Source organism: Rhizobium sp. C1 (assembly GCF_021026335.1).
Taxonomy (GTDB): Bacteria; Pseudomonadota; Alphaproteobacteria; order Rhizobiales; family Rhizobiaceae; genus Ensifer_A.
On the sequence record NZ_JAJNCY010000001.1, the window covers coordinates 443018 to 461828 of the forward strand.

Here is an 18811-nt window from a genome sequence, read left to right on the forward strand (position 1 = left end):
TGGCTACCTTGCCGGCAAACTGGCAAGGGTGCGCGATGAGTGTCAGGCTTGGAACCTTCAATATCGAGAACCTGCTTTCGCGGTTCGATTTCAGCGGCTATCGCAACGAGTTGCATCAGGACCGCTCTCTGAGGCTCTTCGACATCCGCAGTGAAGCCGAGTTTCAGCGGCTCGAGGAGGCGCGGCTGATTGCCTCCACCGACGATACGCGGCAGTTGAGCGCGCTTGCCATTGTCGACATGGACGCCGATATTCTCTGCCTGCAGGAAGTCGACAGTATCGAGGCGCTGAAGGCCTTCGAATATGGCTATCTCTTCCGCATGACCGGGGAAGGCTACCGGCAGAAATATCTCATGGAAGGCAATGATTCGCGCGGCATCGATGTGGCGCTGATGATGCGGGACACGACGCGCTCCGGCGCCCCCATCGAATTGACCGACATTCGTAGCCATGCGCGGCTCACCTATGCCGATCTCGGTCTTTTTACGCCGGAGCTTGCAGCGCTCGACTACAAGCCGCAGGATCGCATCTTCAAGCGTGATTGTCTCGAGGCCGACCTGAAGATCGGCGGCGTGGCCCTGAGCCTCTATGTTGTGCATTTCAAGTCGATGAATGGCGGGCGCAACGGGCTGGACGGGCGGGTGGCCTCGGTTCCGGTTCGTCATGCGGAGGCGCGGGCCGTGCGTGAAATCATCACGCGCCGTTTCGGCGGCTCGCCCGAGAGCAGCGCCAATTATGCGATCTGCCGCGACATGAACGACTATGGCGAGAAGCTGCAGGTGGGGGGCGACAAGCGGAGCGGCTACAGCTTCACGCCGGTGCTGGAGCCGGGCAGCGTCGCCGACATTCTCGCGGCGGACGGGTTTGCTGAAAATGTCGTGGCGCGCCGGCCGATCGATGATCGATGGACGCATTTTCACCAGCGCGGACCGTCCGAGCGCCATCTGAGCCAACTCGACTATATCTGGCTGTCACCGCATCTGGCGGGGCTCAATCGAGATGCCGTCCCCGACATCATTCGCGCCGGTCAGCCGTACCGGACGATCTTTCCGCCGGGGCAGGCGGTCGAGCGCTATCCGCGCGTCGGCTGGGACCGACCGAAATCCTCCGATCATTGCCCCGTCGTCATCGAACTGGACCTGATGTCATGAACATGTCTCCCCAAGGTTTTCTCTGGCCGGAGGAGGGCGTGGTGTTTTCGCTATCGGGCTACGATGTGTCCGTCGCGCCCGGGCCCCATCCGCTCTATCAGGAAAGGCGCGCGGAGATCGAGGCGAACTGGCGGGCCGAGGTGGGGGCCAATCCGGCCCTGTTCAACGGCGAGATGCTCATTCATCGCGATGTGCGGATCGATGCGGCGGGCAGGCTGGTCGCGACCGGGCATTTGACGCCCTATGCGACCATGCTCTGGTGGCGCAAGCAGCCGGACAGGCCGATTGCCGAACATGTTTTTCCCATCGCTGTTCCCATCACCAGCGACGGCGCTATCCTGGCCATCGAAATGGCGGCGAAGACGGCCAATGCCGGGCGCATCTATTGCGCGGCGGGTTCTCTCGATGCGCATGACATCGTGAACGGCAAGGTCGATCTGGACGCCAACATGCGGCGCGAGGTGGCCGAGGAGACGGGGATCGATCTGTCTTCGGCACGAACGCTGGACGGATATCTCGGGGTGCGCGTTCTAAAGGCGACGACGCTGTTCCGGATCTTTCTGCTGCCCTACGACGCCGAAGAGGCGGCGGCCCGTGTGCGCCGGCATATGGAGACCGATCATGAGCAGGAGATTGCCGGTCCCGTGATTATTCGCAATGGAGAGAGGCAGGGGCGAAACTATCCCGCCTTCATGCCGCCGATAATCGATTGGATTTTTGCCCCCGATTCGCCGATGAATGGATTCAAGCAGGGAGATTAGAACATGGCGCGGCCTTACATGCTCTACGACGTGTTCACAGACGAGAGGCTGAAGGGCAATCCGTTGGCGATTGTGCTGGAGGCCGAGGGGCTTTCCGAGGAGGACATGCAGGCGATTGCCGGCGAATTCAACCTGTCGGAGACCGTCTTCGTCTTCGCCTCGGAGAACCCGGCGCATACGGCGCGGCTGCGGATTTTCACGCCCGGGCGCGAGCTTCCTTTCGCAGGACATCCCACCGTCGGGACGGCCATTGCGCTGGCCGAGCGGGCAGGGGCGGGGCAGACGCTGGATCAGGTTTCTGTGCTGGAGGAAAAGATAGGTCCGGTGCGCTGCGCGGTGCGGCTTGCCGAACCCGGCGCGCCCTTCGCGGAATTTGACCTGCCGGCGAAGTCAGCGCATTACAAGCTGGAAAACGCGCTTGACCGGCAGGGGATTGCCGATGCGCTGTCGATCAGCGTCAAGCATGTCGGTTTCGAGAACCACTATCCAGGCGTCTGGTCGGCCGGTGTGCCGTTTCTCTACGTTCCGGTCAAGGATGTGGCGACGCTGGGGGAGGTCGAGTTCGACCCGGCGCTATGGGAGCGCGTCGCCCCCTTTTCGGGCGGGCATCTCGTCTCGGCCTATGTCTATTGCCGCGGCGCCAATGGCGCGAATTTCCATGCGCGCATGTTTTCGCCCGATATGGGGATTGCCGAGGATCCGGCGACGGGCGCTGCTGCCGCGGGTCTTTCCGGCGTCATTCATGCCCATGACAAGCTGCCGGACGGTCACCATGCCTTTGTGATCGCACAGGGTGTGGAGATGGGCCGCGCCTCGAAGATCCATCTTCACATCGATGGGGCGGCCGGCGAGATCACGCGCACACGTATCGGCGGACAGGCCGTGAAGGTCGCCTCCGGAATGCTGGAGATCTGACACGCTGGAGGTCTGGGCACGATTCAGAAAAAGCGCCGCCGTCACCGGCTGGCGCTTTTATCTGCTTGATATCTCAAGAAGAAAATTTGGTGGGTGATCACGGGCTCGAACCGTGGACCCGCTGATTAAGAGTCAGCTGCTCTACCAACTGAGCTAATCACCCACACTCGAGAGCGGCGCTGCCGTCCCGGTGAAGGGGCGTATAAACAGGTTCATTCGGGTTGGCAAGCGCCCTTTCCATCTTTTTTCGTTTTGCTGTGCGTTTTGATGTGCAAGACGCTGAAACTGTTGAGGGTTCCACGGAGCCGGAACATAAAATACCCTGAATTGGGCTCAAAAGCCTGTGTCATGCGTTATGGGACAATCGTGTCCAGGGACAGAAGGGGAGAAGCAGCCGATATGGTCGACGTTGATCTGATAGTTTCTCCTGATGATGTGCTGACCTTCTGGTTTGAGGAGTTGAGCGAGCGCGACTGGTATAATTCGACGCCGTCGCTCGACGCCCAGATCCTGCGCCGGTTTCGCGCGACGCATCTGGCGCTGGCCCGGTCGGTCGAGCCGCACTGGCGCGCCGATCCTTCTTCGCGCCTTGCCGCGGTGATCGTGCTCGACCAGTTGCCGCGTAACATGTATCGCGCCACCCCGCTTGCCTTTGCGACGGACGGTCTGGCGCGACGCGAGGCGCGGATGGCGATCGCGGGCGGGGCGGACAGGCTGGTGCATGGGCGGCAGCGGCCGTTTTTCTATCTGCCGTTCGAGCATTCCGAGGCACTGGAGGATCAGGAATATTCCGTCCGGCTGTTTTCTGACCTTCCCGATGCGCAACTTCTCGACTATGCCGTACGCCATCGTGACATCGTGGCGCGCTTCGGCCGGTTTCCGCACCGGAACGAATTTCTCGGGCGGGAAACGACGGAAGAAGAGGTCAGGTTCCTGCAATTGCCGGGCAGCCGCTTCTGAGGACCGCGACCGTGTTGATAATTTCTTCGCAATGAACATCCGGATTCCATGACTTCAAGACCAGGTTCCAGACTCTTCGCCGCTCTTCTCGCAGCCGCGCTTTTCGGCATGGGTGCGCTTGCCCCCGCGCTGGCGCAGAACGCGCAGCCGAGTTCGCCCGCGCCAGTGCAGCAGAGCAATCCGGCAGCGGCGTCGGCACCGGCACCGGCACCGGCACCCGAGCCGAGCCCGGTGGAGGCGGCGCGCAAGCAGCTTGCGGACGCGTCCAACGCGCTGAAGGCGCTGACGGCGCAGGTCGAGGATCAGGCGGATGACGACCAGCAACTGGCCGACCTGAAGCTGAAGGTCGATGCGCTGACCAAATCCATTCTCGATATTTCCGTTTCGTTCAATCCGCGTCTGACACAGATCCGCGAGCGGCTGGCCGCACTGGGCGATCCGCCGCCTGCCGGTACGGCAGAGGACCCGGCCGTGAAGGCCGAACGCGAAAAGCTCAATGCCGAGCGCGCCACCATCAATTCGGTGACGGGCGATGCTGAAAACCTTTCCGTCGCCTCGCGCAAGCTCTCCAATGCCATCACCGAGGATCGCCGCACGCTGTTCACCAACACGCTGCTGAGAAAGACCGATGTCAATCTCGACACGTTGTCGGATGCCGTCACCGCCTTTGGTGACGAAAAGACCGATTTCGTGCAGGCGGTTTCCAGCTGGTTCAGTTTCGTCTGGAATTTCAAGTTCTATCAGCTGATGAGCGCGCTGTTCTTCTCTGTTCTGGCGGCGCTTGTCCTGGTCATATTTTCCTACAGGTTGCTTTCTCCTGTGGTGCGACGGGATGCCGGGATCGAGCGGCCAGCCTATCTCAGCAGGCTCTCCGTTGCCTTCTGGTCAACCGTGCTGCCGACGCTGGCGCTCTTGGCCTTCGAAGCGATCAGCCTGTTCCTCCTGGACAATTTCAATGTCCTGCGCAGCGACGTTGCCCCCATTCTCGCCGCCTTCATGGGATTGTTGCTCGCCATTTTCTTCGTCTACCGGCTGACGATGGCTGTTCTGGCGCCGCTTGAGCCGAACTGGCGGCTGGCTCATGTGACCGATCGCGGGGCGCGGCTCCTGTCGGTGACCATCATGGCACTGGCGGTGGTAATCAGTTTCGACTTCTTCTTCAGCGCGGTCAGCAAGGCGCTGGGGGCGGACGTGATCCTGACCGTGGTGAAAAGCTATTTTACCTCCGTCATCGCAGGTCTCATGCTGTTTGCGATGTCCTTCATCAAGCCGATCCGTCCGGCGGATGCGGCGGATGACGCCGCTGGGCAGGCCTGGCCGCGCATCGTGCGCTGGCCGCTGGCGCTTGCCGGCGCGGCGCTGGTGGCAACCGCCTTGCTCGGCTATGTCGGACTTGCGCGCTTCGCCGCGACCCAGATCGTCATGGCGGGGGCGGTGATCGTCACGACCTTCCTCGGCCTTCTCTCCGGTCGCGCAATTATCAAACCCGGCGCATTTGCCGATACCGTCTTTGGCCGCTACTGCCGCAAGCGCTTTCAGCTTGGCGAGATGGAGCTGGATCAGATCGGTCTCGCCGTAGGCTTTGCCTTCTACACGATCGCCATTGTCATTGGTGTGCCGCTGCTCCTGATGCAATGGGGATTTCAGCTTCAGGAAATCTGGACCTGGCTGTCGCAGATCTTTACCGAGATCACGATCGGCAAGTTCCATTTCTCAATCATCGGTCTCCTTGCCGGCGTCGCCTTCTTCTTTGTCGGGCTCTGGGTCACGCGCTGGCTCCAGGGCTGGCTCGACGGCAATGTGCTGGCGCGCTCCAAGCTCGACAGCGGCGTGCGCAATTCCGTCAAGACCGGGTTCGGTTATGTCGGGATCGCGATTGCCGCGCTGTTTGGTATCTCCGCGGCCGGTATAGACCTTTCCAGCCTCGCGCTCGTGGCCGGTGCCCTTTCGCTGGGTATCGGTTTCGGTCTGCAGAATATCGTATCGAACTTTGTCTCCGGCCTGATCCTGCTGGTCGAGCGGCCGTTCAAGGTCGGCGACTGGGTGGTGACGGGAACGACGGAAGGCTTCGTGCGGCGCATTTCCGTGCGCGCGACCGAGATCGAGACCTTCCAGCATCTCTCCATCATCGTGCCGAACTCGGAGCTCATCAACGCGTCCGTCGGCAACTGGACGCACAAGAACAGGCTCGGCCGCGTCGAGATTGCCGTGGGCGTTGGCTATGATTCCGATCCGCGCCGCGTCATGGAAATCCTGCTGGAGATCGCACAGGCGCAGGAGAATGTGCTTCGCAATCCGGAGCCGGTTGTCGCCTTTCAGGGCTTCGGCGATTCATCGTTGAATTTCGAAATCCGCGTTCATCTCGCCGATGTGCTCGACGGATTGAAGGTGCGCAACGACATTCGCCTGACCATTTTCGAACGTTTCAAGGAAGAGGGGATCGAATTCCCGTTCCCGCAGCGCGATCTGCATCTGAAAATCGAGGACGGGGTGGCATCGATTCTGCGCGAAGCCGTCACCCAGCGCGGTCATTTCCGCGGCAATCCGGAGAAGGTCCATACCAATATGGGGGGGCTGGGGCACCGGCCGGAAGATGACGATGGCAGCCATCCCGGGCACGAGGACGACGGGGACGGGGACGGTCACGAGGACGGTTCGCACAACAACTGAGGCTGAATGCCCCATTCAGGTCGCATTCAGCCGAAGAGGGCGATAGTCTGTTCTCAAGACGGCAGCTTTGGGTCTGTCCGTTGTTGAGAGGAGGCGCATATGAAGATCCTGTCGATCGCATTTCTTGCCATTGCATCTCTCGTCGGCGCTCTGCCGGCCATGGCCGCCGACATCACCAATGCCGACAAAAAGGCTGTCGTCATCGATGTCGTTGAAAACGGCAATCGCTCCAAGCTGCCGCTGTCGCCCGGCACGACGGAAAGCATCTGCTCATCGGGTTGCTTCATCACCGCGCCGAATGGCGACCGCATCGGCCTCAGCGGTGGCGAGACGGTGAAAATTTCCGGTGGAGCGGTCATCGTGAACTGAGCGCGCCGGTGTTTGGGTCTGGTCTGCACATTGCCTCTGCTGGTAAGCAGGGAACATGACACCAGAGCATCTTGAACCGAACAGAGCCCCGGCAGAGGCGAAAGACCCGCTTTCCATCCTGAAGCGGGTCTATGGCTATCCGGCCTTTCGCGGAAGCCAGGCCGAGGTCGTTTCGACGGTCGTTGGCGGCGGCGATGCTGTCGTGCTGTTTCCGACAGGGGCGGGCAAGTCGCTCTGCTACCAGATCCCCGCCATTTGCCGCGAAGGTGTCGGCATTGTCATTTCGCCATTGATTGCGCTGATGCGCGATCAGGTGGAGGCGCTGAAGCAGCTGGGTGTTCCCGCGGCGGCGCTGAATTCGTCACTGAGTGGTGATGAGTATTCAGCCGTGCGCCGCGCGCTTTCCCGCGGGGAACTCGATCTTCTCTATGTCACGCCGGAACGCGCCGCCACACCCGGCTTTGCCGAGATGATGCGCGGCGTGCAGATCGCGCTGTTTGCCATCGACGAGGCGCATTGCGTGTCGCAATGGGGGCATGATTTCCGGCCCGAATATCGCGATCTCGGCAAGCTTGCCGAACTTTATCCCGGCGTGCCGCGCATGGCGCTGACCGCCACTGCCGATCCGCATACGCGGGAAGACATTATCGAGCGGCTGGCGCTGGGAAAAGCGCAAGTCTTCACCTCGTCCTTCGACCGGCCGAACATCGCCTATGAAATTGTCGAGCGCGACCAGCCGCGCCAGCAATTGCTGCGCTTTCTGTCGCGCCACGAGGGCGAGAGTGGGATCGTCTATTGCCTGTCGCGGGCGAAGGTCGAGGACACGGCGGAGTGGCTCAACACCCAAGGCATCAATGCGCTCGGCTATCACGCCGGGATGGACCGGGCGGTGCGCGATGCCAATCAGGATGCGTTCCTGAAGGAGGAGGGGCTTTGCCTTGTCGCCACCGTCGCCTTCGGCATGGGCATCGACAAGCCGAACGTGCGCTATGTCGCGCATCTCGACCTGCCGGGCTCGGTCGAGGCCTATTATCAGGAGACGGGGCGCGCGGGGCGTGACGGTCTGCCGTCGGAAGTCTGGATGGCCTATGGCATGGCCGATGTCATCCAGCGCGGGCGGATGATCGATGAGGGTGGGGCGGCGGACGAGGTGAAGCGCGTCGAGCGCGCCAAGCTCAACGCGCTGCTCGCCATCTGCGAGACGCCGGGTTGCCGCAGACAGGCGATCCTCGCGCATTTCGGCGAGGCGCATCCCGGCCATTGCGGCAATTGCGACACCTGCCTCAAGCCGGTCGAGACCTGGGACGGCACGGAAGCCGCGATCAAGGCGCTCGCCGCCGTCTACCGCACCGGTGAGCGCTTCGGCGCGGGCCATCTGGTCGATGTGCTCATGGGGGTCGAAAACGAACGCACGCTGCGTTTCGGCCACACGGAAATGCCGGTCTTTGGCGCGGGCAACGACCTGCCGGCCAAGACCTGGCAATCCGTCTACCGCCAGCTGCTCGCCGCCGGCCTTGTCCGGATCGATCATGCGGCCTTCGGCGCGCTGAAGCTGGAACCCGACGCCCGCGCTGTCTTCAAACGCGAACGGCAGGTCTTCTTCCGCAAGGATCGTCCAGGCAAGGGCAAGTCCGCGAAAGGCTCGTCAGCCTCCGCCGCCAAGGCCAAAGCCGCTCTGCCTGAGGCGGATATGGGTCTCTTCGAGCAACTGCGCGCCACCCGCATGACCATCGCCAAATCCCTCTCCGTGCCGCCTTATGTGGTGTTTCCGGATACGACGCTAACGCAGATGGCCGTGGAACGGCCGATGACGGAGGAGGCGCTGCTCAGCATTTCGGGCGTGGGGCAGGCGAAGCTGGAGCGGTATGGGGAGGCGTTTCTGGCGGTGATTAGGGGGTATGAGGGGTGAGCATGGAGCGCGACAACTTACGTAATTCTCAAGATGGTGAAACTGCGCTGGAAAGCTGGCTGCGATGGGACGTTGCGCCTGCCTACGACGCCCATAAGGCAAGTCCCGATCGCGCTAGTTCACTTGAGGATGCCTGGAAACGCTTCGAAGCTCGAATGGATGAAATCGACCGCGAGGACAACTAAAGGTGCGCTCCGAGGCATCGGATTGCGCCACTCCTTCAAATCCCCCCCATGCACAAATATTTCATCTCCAGATAGTCCTCCAGCCCGTGCCGTGAACCTTCGCGGCCAATGCCGGATTGTTTCATGCCGCCGAAGGGGGCGGCCTCTGAAGACATGCGGCCGGTGTTGATGCCAACCATGCCGTATTCGAGCGCTTCGGCGACGCGCCAGACGCGTTTGAGGTTGGAGGCGTAGAAATAGGCGGCCAGGCCATAGATCGTGTCATTGGCTTCGCGGACGACCTGATCGGCATCCTCGAAGCGGATGATGGGGGCAAGGGGCCCGAAGGTTTCTTCCTGGGCGACGCGCATGGCGGACGAGATGTCGGTGAGCACGGTGGGCTGGAAGAAGGTGCCGTCGCTGGTGATGCGCTTTCCGCCGCAGCGGATCGTACCGCCTTTTTCGAGTGCGTCGGCGATATGGGCCTCGATCTTGGCGCGGGCGCGGGTGTCGATCAGCGGGCCGATGGCGACATCGGGGGCGAAGCCGTCGCCGACGCTGAGCGTGGCGACACGGGCGGCGAATCTCTCGGCGAATTCGTCGTGCACGCCGGCCTGTACATAGAGCCGGTTGGCCGAGACGCAGGTCTGGCCGCCATTGCGGAACTTCGCCTGGATCGCGCCATCGACGGCGGCGTCGATATCGGCGTCGTCGAAGACGATGAAGGGGGCGTTGCCGCCGAGTTCGAGGCTCACCTTCTTGATCTGGTCTGCGCATTGGCGCATCAGCAGGCGGCCGACTTCAGTCGAGCCGGTGAAGCTGATCTTGCGGACCTTGGCATTGGTGCAAAGCTCGTGGCCGACGGCATCGCCTTCGGCAGAGTAGATGAGGTTCAGCACGCCGTCCGGGAAGCCCGCCTTTTCGGCGAGCGCGAACATGGCGCCTGCGACCAGCGGGGTCTGCTCGGCGGGCTTCAGCACAATGGCGCAGCCGGCGGCGAGCGCCGGAGAGATCTTGCGGGCGACCATGGAGGCCGGGAAGTTCCACGGCGTGATCGTGCCGACGACGCCGATCGGCTGCTTAATGACGAGCATGCGGCGGTCGGTCGAGGGGGCGGAAATCGTCTCGCCATAGATGCGGTTCGCCTCTTCGGCATACCATTGCAGATAGGCGGCTGCGTGGCTGACCTCCGATTTCGCCTCGGCCAGCGGCTTGCCCATTTCGGCCGTCAGGATCGCGCCGAGATCGTCGGTGTGATCGACGATCAGCTGGTGCCAGCGCCAGAGCACGTCGCTGCGGGCGCGTGCCGTCATCGCCGCCCATTCGGCCTGCGCCACATAAGCCTTGTCGATCGCCTCCTTCGTTTCCGCCACGCCCATGTCCGGCAGTTCCGCCAGCAGTTCGCCGGTCGATGGGTTGAAGACCTGGAAGGTCTCCTTTCCCAGCGGCTTTGCGAGCGAGCGCATGGAGGTCAGATCGCCGAAGAGGTCAGGGTTGCTCAGGTGACGGGTGAGGGCCGGGGTGAGGGTCATGCGTATGCTCTGTCTTCTGTGGTGCGCCTTGGCGGTTTGGGCTCGTGTTGTAGGCCTTGCATGAAATGGCTTTTGCGACAACTGCTGTCTTGTCGCGGGGACAATTGGAGTGGCCGTCGGATGCCTTTGGTTGCTTCGGTCATTGAGAGCACAGCCCTCTCTTCCGTCATCCCGGACTTGATCCGGGATCCAGTGCGCGATGTCCATCGCGCGAGAGACTCTTTTCGCGTGGAGAAGAGTCCTCTCAGCGCGCGGACGCGCGCTGGCTGGATGCCGGATCAGGTCCGGCATGACGGAGCGTGTTGGGACGCGCGCGGTGCCCAAAGTGACGCCGCGAAGATAAAAGGCCCGCGCATTGCTGCGCGGGCCCCTCGTCATCCGTAACCGTTACGCTACCTTAGCTGCGCGGCTTCAGGTTTTCCGGGTCGTAGATCGGCTTGTAGCCGACGCCGAAGACTTCGACGGGGTAGGTTTCGGTGAAGTACTCGACGTTCAGCTTGCGGCCCACTTCGCAATATTCGGCGGGCAGGTAGGCCAGCGCGATGTTCTTGCCGACCGTCGGGCCGTAGGCGATGGAGGTCGTGTAGGAGCGGCGGCCGAGTGAGTCGACGAGGACTTCGCCGGTGGCCGGATCGACGACCGGCAGCGAGCCGACGGGATAGCGCTTGACGCCATTCGCATCGGTGTTTTCGGTCATGATCAGCGTGCAGAGCATGGCCGGCTGCTTGTCGCGCGCCTTGTATTCCAGATGCTTTTCCTTGCCGCGGAAGTCGGCTTCCTTGACTTTCGGACGGGCAAGGTCGGCTTCGATGAGGTTATACTGCGTGAGCAGGTCTGCGTTCTGGAGGCGCAGGCTCTTTTCCATGCGGCGCGAGTTTGCATAGGTCTCGACGCCGAAGGCCATGACGCCGGTGGAGCGCAGCGCATCCCACACAGTGAGGCCGTCTTCGTATTTCATGTGCAGTTCCCAGCCCTGTTCGCCGACATAGGAAATGCGGAAGGCGGTAACGGTCTTGCCGGCGATCTCGATCGGCTTGATGGCCGCGAAGGGGAAGTTTTCGGGATCGAGACCGGCGGGGTCGGCCACGACCTTCTTCAGCGTGGTCCGCGCATTCGGGCCCCATATGCCGATGGTGACGAACTTCTCCGACACGTCGGTGATGGTGACGTCGAGGCCACGATCTGCGGCCACGCGCTTCATGTAATGGAAGTCGCGCGGGCCGGCGTCGGCGCCGTTGACGAGACGGATGCGGTCGGCCATGCGGAAAATGGTGAAGTCGGCGCGCACCATGCCCTCGTCATCGAGGAAGTGGGTATAGATACCCTTGCCGATATTGCCGTCGCCGCCAATCTTGGCCGCTGCGAGCCATTCCAGCAGTTCCACATGGTCAGGGCCTTCGATGTCGACCATATGGAAATGGCTCAGGTTTACGATGCCGCAATCCTCGCTCATCGCCAGATGTTCGGCATTCGACACGCGCCAGAAATGGCGGCTGTCCCATTCGTTTTCGCGAACCGGAACCTTGTCGCCATACTTCTCCAGGAGATGCTCGTTGGCCTTGTAGCCATGCGCGCGTTCCCAGCCGCCGAGTTCCATGAAATAGCCGCCGAGTTCAACTTCGCGCTCATAGAAGGGCGAGCGCTTGGCGCCGCGCCCGCTGACATAGGGTTCGCGCGGATGGACGGCGGGGAAATAAATCTTCTGTGCGGCTTCATAGCAGCGGCCTTCGATGAACTCTTCGGTCAGCTGGTGCGGATAGAAGCGCGCGTAGTCGATCGAGTTGTGGTCGATCTCGGTCCGTCCGTCCGTCATCCAGTCGGCAATCAGCTTGCCGTAGCCTGGGCCGTCCTTGACCCAGATGGCGACGCAATACCACAGGCCGCGCACCTTCTGGCTCTCGCCGCAGGACGGACCGCCGGCGGCGGAGACCTGAAGCAGGCCGTTGAAGGAGTGACTTTCATTGTAGCCGAGCTCGCCGAGGATCGGCGTCAGTTCCATCGCCTTTTCGAGCGGCTCGATGATCTGCTCCATGTCGAGGTCGCGCTGCGAGGGCGACAGGCGCGCCTCATGCTTTTCGAGGAGTTCGCGCGGGTGGCACATGCGCGGGTTCGTGGTCTCGTAATAGCCCCACTCGATCTGGCCGCCCTCGGTCGTCTTCGGGTCGCCGGTGTCGCGCATGTAGGCGGAGTTGCCCTGGTCGCGCAGCAGCGGGAAGCCGATTTCCTTGCCGGTGCCTTCGAATTCGTTATAGGGACCGAAGAAGGTCAGCGGGTGATCGACAGGCATGACGGGCAGGTCTTCGCCGACCATCTCGGCGATCAGGCGGCCCCAGAGGCCTGCGCAGACGATGACGTGATCCGCCATGATCGTGCCGCGATGGGTGACGACACCCTTGATGCGGCCGTTCTCGACGATCAGCGACTTGGCCGGCGTGTTGCCGAACATCTGCAGCTTGCCGGACTTCTCGGCGGCATCGACCAGCTTGCCGGCGACAGTCTGCGAGCGCGGGATGACGAGGCCGGCGTCGGGGTCGAAGAGACCGCCCTGAACCTGGTCTTCCTCGATCAGCGGGAACTTTTCCTTGATCTCGGCGGGCGAGACATAATGGGCGCGGGTGCCGAAGGCGCGGGCTGAAGAAAGCTTCCGCTTGATTTCTTCCATCCAGGCGTCGTCGCCGGTGCGGGCGACTTCGAGACCGCCGATGCGCGCGTAATGGCCCATCTTCTCGTAGAAATCGATCGAGTACTGCGTCGTCCAGACCGAGAGATAATCGTGGCTGGTCGTGTAACAGAAGTCGGAGGCGTGTGCGGTCGAGCCGATATCGGTCGGAATGCCCGACTTGTCGATGCCGACAATGTCGTCCCAGCCACGTTCGATCAGATGATGGGCGATGGAGGCGCCGACGATGCCGCCCAGCCCGATGATGACCACTTTTGCCTTGGTCGGAAACTCTGCCATGGAATATGCCCCGGTTGGTATTTTGGCGCCATCTTAGATCGCAAAACGACGCGACCAAATCCTGTCTACGACATAATCATTGAACAGCGCGACGGGGAAGCGACAGAGGTCGCGCGCTTCGCCCTTGCTCGCCCCGTTTCCCCGATTCTTCGGGAAATGCGCTTAACGAAAATTCAAGAACGCCTGCGTAAGACTTGAGTAAATTTGGTTGTACAAGTGGGCGGGACATGAACTTTCTGGGTATTTCAGGCATGCAATATTCCGGCGAAACGCTGGAAAAATACAGAATCATTGTCGGCGAAGACTCCAACGTCTTCACATCCATGATCCGGCAGAAGCTGAAAGAACTTTTCAGCATCGATGTGGAAATTTGCCGCACCTTTGAAGATCTGCAACAGGCCTACGAACTCAACCCCGAGCCCATCACGCTCGCGATTTCCAACATCAACCTTCCGGGCGCCGAAAACGGCGAGGCGCTGAATTATCTCGTCGATCTCAGTGTGCCGACCATTGTCTTCACGGCAACCTTTCAGGACAGTATCCGCGAAGGATTGCTGGCCAAGGAAGTGGTCGACTACATCATCAAGGACAGCGTCTTTGCCATCGACATGCTGGCGGAATCGGTTTGCCGCTTCCTCACCAATCAGCGCCATCACGTGCTGATCGTCGATGACAGTGCAACAGCCCGTGCTTTGCTGACGAGCCGTCTGAAGCGCTATAATTTCCGCGTCAGTTCTGCCGAGAGCGGTTCCGCGGCCATCGAGATCCTGAAGAAGAATCCGGATATCAGTCTCGTGATTACCGATTACAACATGCCCGATATCGACGGCTTCGAGCTGACGCGGCGTATCCGTCACGTGCGCGGCTCGCATCAGTTGCGCGTCATCGGCGTCTCATCGTCCAACGACCGGCTGTTGTCAGCCCGCTTCCTGAAGGCCGGCGGCAACGACTTCATGATGCGGCCCTTCATCGATGAAGAGTTCTATTGCCGCGTCAACCAGAACCTCGATACGCTGGTGCAGATCAAGTCTGCGCAGGAGCGGATGAAGGCGCGCGCCTGAGGCGCTGCCGTCAGAAAAAAAACGGACTTCTGCGTCATGACGCGAGGCGCTGCGGAAGGCATCCTTCCGCAGGCCGGCTTCATATTGTTGTGCGTGCTAACAATCTTTGACTTGAATTAATGGTTGCTCAATCTACTCTGGGTTAAGTAAGATTCGTCTGATTGGATTCGCCTGCTGAACCACATGTCGGCTCAGCAGGCGTATTTCTGGATGCTACGGGCTTTGCTCGAGCAATCCTGGGTTGAATGCCTGGGTTTCAAGACTATCAGCGGCATCGGCGCCGGTTTGTGGCCCGAATTGTGTCACTGAATTGCATAGCGTGCGTGTGGGTCCGGAGAGGGGATGCGTGTTGCACAGCAATCTGAGGACAGCGCAGATCAGGACCAGGGGCGACGCGCTTACCGGCGGCCGGCCGTCTGTTCTGCTGGTCGAGGACAGCCGCGCATTCACGACGCTGTTGGCGCATCGTTTCGAAACGGAGCTCGGTGTTTCCGTTGTTACATGCAACACGCTGAGGGAAATGCGTCAGGCGCTTGCCGAAGGGCGCGGGCGGTTCATGCTTGGGGTTGTCGATCTGAACCTGGCGGACTCGCCCAAGGGTGAGGTGTTGGACTATTCGCTTGCGGCGGATCTGCCGACCATCGTCTTTACCGGCACGTTCGATTTCCACATGCGCGAAAGCATTCTCAGGAAGAACGTCCTTGATTACGTCATCAAGGACAACCGCTGTGCGATCGACTCTCTGGTGAATGCAGTTCGCCGTGTGCTGCAGAACCGCAATATCAGGGTTCTGGTCGCCGATGGGCTGATGGCTGAGAACAGCGAGGCTGTGCAGATGTTGCAGGCGCAGCAGTTTCTCGTGGTCCATGCCGTGAGCGTTCAGGATGCCATGGAGAAGCTTTCCCGGCATCGCGACATTGAATTGATCCTGATCGATCACGCCTTGCCGGGCGCGGACGGTATCGAATTGGCAAAACTGATCCGGCGCGATTTTTCCACCGAGGACCTGCGGATCATCGGTTTTTCTACGCGCGAAAATCCGCTGATCTGCGCCGCTTTCCTGAAGGCAGGTGCGACGGATTTTCTGTATCGTCCGTTCATCCAGGAAGAGTTTCAGTGCCGCGTCGCGCAAAGTATCGATACGCTGGCACAGATCAAGAAGCTCCAGGCCATAGCCTCGCGTGACTTCCTCACCGACACCTACAATCGCCGCTATTTTTTCGAGCGGGGGCCCGTTCTGGTTCAGCATTGCCTTGCGCGGCAGGAGCCCTGTTGCGCCGTGGTGCTCGATATCGATCATTTCAAGAAATTCAACGACACCTATGGGCATGAAACCGGCGATCTCGTGCTGAAATCGGTGGCGCGCAAACTGAGGCAGATGATCGATGGCGAGGTGCATCTGATCGCGCGGCTCGGCGGCGAGGAATTCGCGATCCTGCTTCGCAATATGGATGTTCGCGAGGCGACGGAGTATTGCAATCTTCTGCGCGAGGAAATTGCCAGAACGACCGTCATTTTCGAGGACGAGGAATTGTCCGTGCGCGTCTCGATCGGTGTGGCGCTGGTTGCGGTCGAGGAAAATTTCGACAATTACCTCAACGCTGCCGATCAATATCTCTACATGGCCAAGAACTCCGGCCGCAACTGCGTCTTTTCCGACTATTCGATCACCCGGCTTTTCGCCGAGCGGCAAAAAGCCGGTTGAACACGCCCGTCATGCCGCCTGCCGCAGGCGACGTTCGGCGCGCTCTTGCTGTGGCGAGCGATTGTAGATTTCGCGATAACACTTGGAAAAATGCGAGGCGGAGACGAAGCCGCAGGCGACGGCCACCTCGACCACGGGAAGCGTCGACTGGACGAGCAGGTGACGCGCGCGCTCCAACCGGATTTCCAGATAGTAGCGGGCGGGTGAGCGGCCCATTTCCTGCCGGAACAGACGCTCTATCTGCCGGCGCGACAGGCCGGCATCGTCGGCGATTTCCAGAAGCGACAGCGGTTCGGCGAGGTTCTTTTCCATCACTTCGATGATCGAAAGGACCTTGGAATTCTGGACCCCGAGGCGGGCGCGCAAGGGAAGGCGCTGGCGGTCGGACTGTTCGCGAACCCGGTCGGTCAGCGCCTGCTCGCAGATCCGGTTGACGAGATTGTCGTCGAAGTCCTGGCCGATGAGGTTCAGCATCATGTCCAGCGATGCGGTGCCTCCGGCGCAGGTATGGATATTGCCGTCCACTTCATAAAGGTCGGCATAGACCTCGACCTCGGGGAAGGCTTCAGAGAAACCGGGCAGGTTTTCCCAGTGAATGGCGCAGCGCTTGCCATTCAGCAGCCCGGCCTGCGCCAGGATATGGGCGCCCGTACAGAGGCTGCCGATGTGGACGTTGCGGTTATAGGCTTCGCGGAGCCAGGCAAACACGGCCTTGTTGCTGAAGGTCTCGACATCAATGCCGGAACAGATGATCGCCATCGACGGGCGGTCCGCGCCCGAAAGCATGCGGCGCTCCTGGGCAAGTGATGTCTGCACGGCAATCTCGATGCCACTGGAGGAAGATACCTTCTCACCATCGGCTGAGGCGAGGCGCCACTTATAGGCCTGATAGCCCAGCATCCGGTTGGCGATTCGCAAGGCTTCGATGGCTGCCGTGAACGGCAGGATCGTGAAGTCGTTCACGAGGAAGAAGACGAGACAGCGCTTGGTCGTCTGTTGTGTGCTCATTGCGACATTCCCCGAACGAGATCCTGAAAATCAATGAAATTGACATATGTCAGCCTAGACCGGCTGGCGGCGTCTGCTTTCCTGATTGCGACATTCGCATAAAAGACCTTTGTCGTGAAGAGGACAGGGAGAGTCGTCGTGCTTTTTGTCTATCCCGACGCTTAAGCCGCCGGCGCCCGGGTGGGTGCCAGCGGCTTCGGAAACGCGGTGTTCCGTTCAAGAAAAATATTTTAAACCAGTTACTTGAATTCCATATCGTGGGGTGTTCGATAGCCGATATCCTTCCGGATATCCATCGGCAGGCTTTCCAGAAGCCGCTCGGTCCGGTATCGGCTCCAGAGCCGCCAAATTGCGATCACTGGCGCGATTGCGACACGGGGCAGGGCAGTCGCGGCAGCGACAAGGACGCCTTTGCGGCGAGGAGCTACAAGAGGTACTTCCCAAAAATACGATGTCATGACTGAATCTCCTTTCCCGGTCGCGTTTGCGACCTGATTTGCAAGGGATGGTATGGCCAGACAATCCATCAATCCAACGAATTGATTGAATTTCTGACATTCGAATTCGTTATGTTTTCTTACGACTGTTTTGCTTGGCCAAGCTTGCATCTTGACTATCGCACCAGATCGAAGTTCAATGAAACGAATTGCAGTTGGTTTAAGGTTCAGAAAAATTGAAAGGTGTGTGGGCGATGGACGAGCCGCGCCGTGAAAATCTGCCGCTACTGGAACTTGATATCCTGCGGACTTTCGTTGCCATCGCCGATACAGGCAATTTCACCACGGCCGCGGAAGCGGTGCTCAGAACGCCATCCGCGGTTTCCATGCAGATCAAGAAGCTGGAGGAAATGCTGGGGGCGACTCTGTTTCGGCGCGATGCGCGTACGGTGACCCTGACGCATCATGGCGAAGTGCTTCTGACCTCGGCGCGCCGCATCCTGGCGATGAACAACGAGATCGTCGGTCGTTTCGTGCGGCCGCATATGAATGGTGTTGTCAATCTCGGTGCGCCGGACGATATCGGCGATGTCGTGCTGCCTGAGGTTCTGCGCCGCTTTGCTGAAGCCTACCCGCTGGTGGCGGTGGATGTGCGCATTGAGGGCAGCGAGGCGCTGCGCCGGCAGGTTTCCGAAGGCAAGCTCGACATCGCGCTTTTCAATTGCACGGCGGGCAATTTCAGCGGCGAGGGCGAATTGCTCTATCGCGAAAAGCTCGTCTGGGCCGGCAAGAAGTGCGGCAGCGCCTATGCCCGCTCGCCCGTCCCCGTTTCGGTCTGGGAAGCAGGGTGCATCTGGCGTTCGAAGGCACTGGACGCGCTGGAAAAGTCCGGCCATCCCTATCGGATCGCCTATCTGAGCGCTCATCACATGGGCCAGCGCGCGGCCATTCGTGCCGATATTGCCATCGCGCCGTTGGCCCGCTTCCTGATTGCCGACGATATGGTCGAATTGGGTGAGGCGCACGGTCTGCCGGATATCGGCTATTATGATGTCGGAATGGCGATGCGAACCGGCGCACCGGCACCGGTGGATGCTCTGGCGGACTATATCCGTGCGGCGGTTGCGTCTATCGGCAAGTCGGTGGAGATGGCGGCCTGAAGCGCTTGCCTGCTGTCTTCCAGCTGTGGCCATAACCGGCTCACAAAAAG

The 18811-nt window shown here is 60.7% G+C and carries 15 protein-coding genes and 1 tRNA gene; 11 read left to right on the top strand and 5 right to left on the bottom strand.

The window, feature by feature from the left end:
* Positions 1-35: 35 nt before the first annotated feature.
* Genes LQK83_RS02230 through LQK83_RS02240 form a run of 3 tightly spaced genes read left to right on the top strand, consistent with a single transcriptional unit; the run spans position 36 to position 2827 of the window.
* Complete coding sequence (locus LQK83_RS02230; RefSeq protein WP_230835657.1) at positions 36-1151, top strand: endonuclease/exonuclease/phosphatase family protein; 1116 nt, start codon at positions 36-38, stop codon at positions 1149-1151.
* A complete protein-coding gene (locus LQK83_RS02235) occupies positions 1148-1912 on the top strand; it encodes an NUDIX hydrolase (RefSeq protein ID WP_230835658.1) in 765 nt (254 codons plus the stop codon). The genes LQK83_RS02230 and LQK83_RS02235 overlap by 4 nt, the downstream gene beginning before the upstream one ends.
* Before the next feature lie 3 nt (positions 1913-1915).
* Positions 1916-2827 (top strand): PhzF family phenazine biosynthesis protein, encoded by a 912-nt coding sequence (locus LQK83_RS02240; RefSeq protein ID WP_230835659.1) that lies wholly within the window; start codon positions 1916-1918, stop codon positions 2825-2827.
* A gap of 87 nt (positions 2828-2914) precedes the next feature.
* Here the strand turns inward: LQK83_RS02240 and LQK83_RS02245 are convergent.
* Positions 2915-2990, bottom strand: a tRNA-Lys gene (locus tag LQK83_RS02245).
* Positions 2991-3226: 236 nt separating this feature from the next.
* Between LQK83_RS02245 and LQK83_RS02250 the strand changes: the two genes are divergently transcribed.
* The 5 genes from LQK83_RS02250 (at position 3227) to LQK83_RS02270 (ending at position 8920) form a co-directional block, all read left to right on the top strand.
* Positions 3227-3787, top strand: a complete 561-nt coding sequence (locus tag LQK83_RS02250; RefSeq protein ID WP_230835660.1) for a DUF924 family protein — start codon at positions 3227-3229, stop codon at positions 3785-3787.
* 48 nt (positions 3788-3835) lie between these two features.
* A complete protein-coding gene (locus tag LQK83_RS02255; RefSeq protein WP_230835661.1) occupies positions 3836-6457 on the top strand; it encodes a mechanosensitive ion channel family protein in 2622 nt (873 codons plus the stop codon).
* A gap of 99 nt (positions 6458-6556) precedes the next feature.
* Positions 6557-6826 (top strand): hypothetical protein, encoded by a 270-nt coding sequence (locus LQK83_RS02260; protein WP_230835662.1) that lies wholly within the window; start codon positions 6557-6559, stop codon positions 6824-6826.
* A 55-nt stretch (positions 6827-6881) separates the two neighbouring features.
* The gene (gene recQ / locus LQK83_RS02265) at positions 6882-8735 is read left to right on the top strand and encodes a DNA helicase RecQ (RefSeq protein ID WP_230835663.1); all 1854 of its coding nucleotides are present in this window, start codon (positions 6882-6884) and stop codon (positions 8733-8735) included.
* Positions 8736-8737: 2 nt separating this feature from the next.
* A complete protein-coding gene (locus LQK83_RS02270; protein ID WP_230835664.1) occupies positions 8738-8920 on the top strand; it encodes a hypothetical protein in 183 nt (60 codons plus the stop codon).
* A 35-nt stretch (positions 8921-8955) separates the two neighbouring features.
* On the opposite strand, the gene LQK83_RS02275 is transcribed toward LQK83_RS02270, so the two are convergent.
* Both LQK83_RS02275 and LQK83_RS02280 read right to left on the bottom strand, forming a co-directional pair.
* Complete coding sequence (locus tag LQK83_RS02275; RefSeq protein WP_230835665.1) at positions 8956-10431, bottom strand: NAD-dependent succinate-semialdehyde dehydrogenase; 1476 nt, start codon at positions 10429-10431, stop codon at positions 8956-8958.
* 397 nt (positions 10432-10828) lie between these two features.
* The gene (locus LQK83_RS02280; protein WP_230835666.1) at positions 10829-13390 is read right to left on the bottom strand and encodes a GcvT family protein; all 2562 of its coding nucleotides are present in this window, start codon (positions 13388-13390) and stop codon (positions 10829-10831) included.
* 227 nt (positions 13391-13617) lie between these two features.
* Here LQK83_RS02280 and LQK83_RS02285 point away from each other — a divergent pair, with 227 nt between their 5' ends.
* Both LQK83_RS02285 and LQK83_RS02290 read left to right on the top strand, forming a co-directional pair.
* Positions 13618-14451 (top strand): response regulator, encoded by an 834-nt coding sequence (locus LQK83_RS02285; RefSeq protein WP_230835667.1) that lies wholly within the window; start codon positions 13618-13620, stop codon positions 14449-14451.
* A 346-nt stretch (positions 14452-14797) separates the two neighbouring features.
* Positions 14798-16156: a diguanylate cyclase gene (locus tag LQK83_RS02290; RefSeq protein ID WP_442966687.1), complete on the top strand. Its 1359-nt coding sequence runs from the start codon at positions 14798-14800 to the stop codon at positions 16154-16156.
* Between the two features lie 9 nt (positions 16157-16165).
* On the opposite strand, the gene LQK83_RS02295 is transcribed toward LQK83_RS02290, so the two are convergent.
* Both LQK83_RS02295 and LQK83_RS02300 read right to left on the bottom strand, forming a co-directional pair.
* The gene (locus tag LQK83_RS02295; RefSeq protein WP_230835668.1) at positions 16166-17164 is read right to left on the bottom strand and encodes a GlxA family transcriptional regulator; all 999 of its coding nucleotides are present in this window, start codon (positions 17162-17164) and stop codon (positions 16166-16168) included.
* A gap of 239 nt (positions 17165-17403) precedes the next feature.
* Positions 17404-17622 carry a hypothetical protein gene (locus LQK83_RS02300; RefSeq protein ID WP_230835669.1) on the bottom strand — a complete coding sequence of 73 codons (219 nt, stop codon included), beginning with the start codon at positions 17620-17622 and terminating at the stop codon, positions 17404-17406.
* 233 nt (positions 17623-17855) lie between these two features.
* On the opposite strand from LQK83_RS02300, the gene LQK83_RS02305 reads away from it, so the two are divergent.
* Positions 17856-18761, top strand: a complete 906-nt coding sequence (locus LQK83_RS02305) for a LysR family transcriptional regulator (protein ID WP_230835670.1) — start codon at positions 17856-17858, stop codon at positions 18759-18761.
* Positions 18762-18811: the final 50 nt, after the last annotated feature.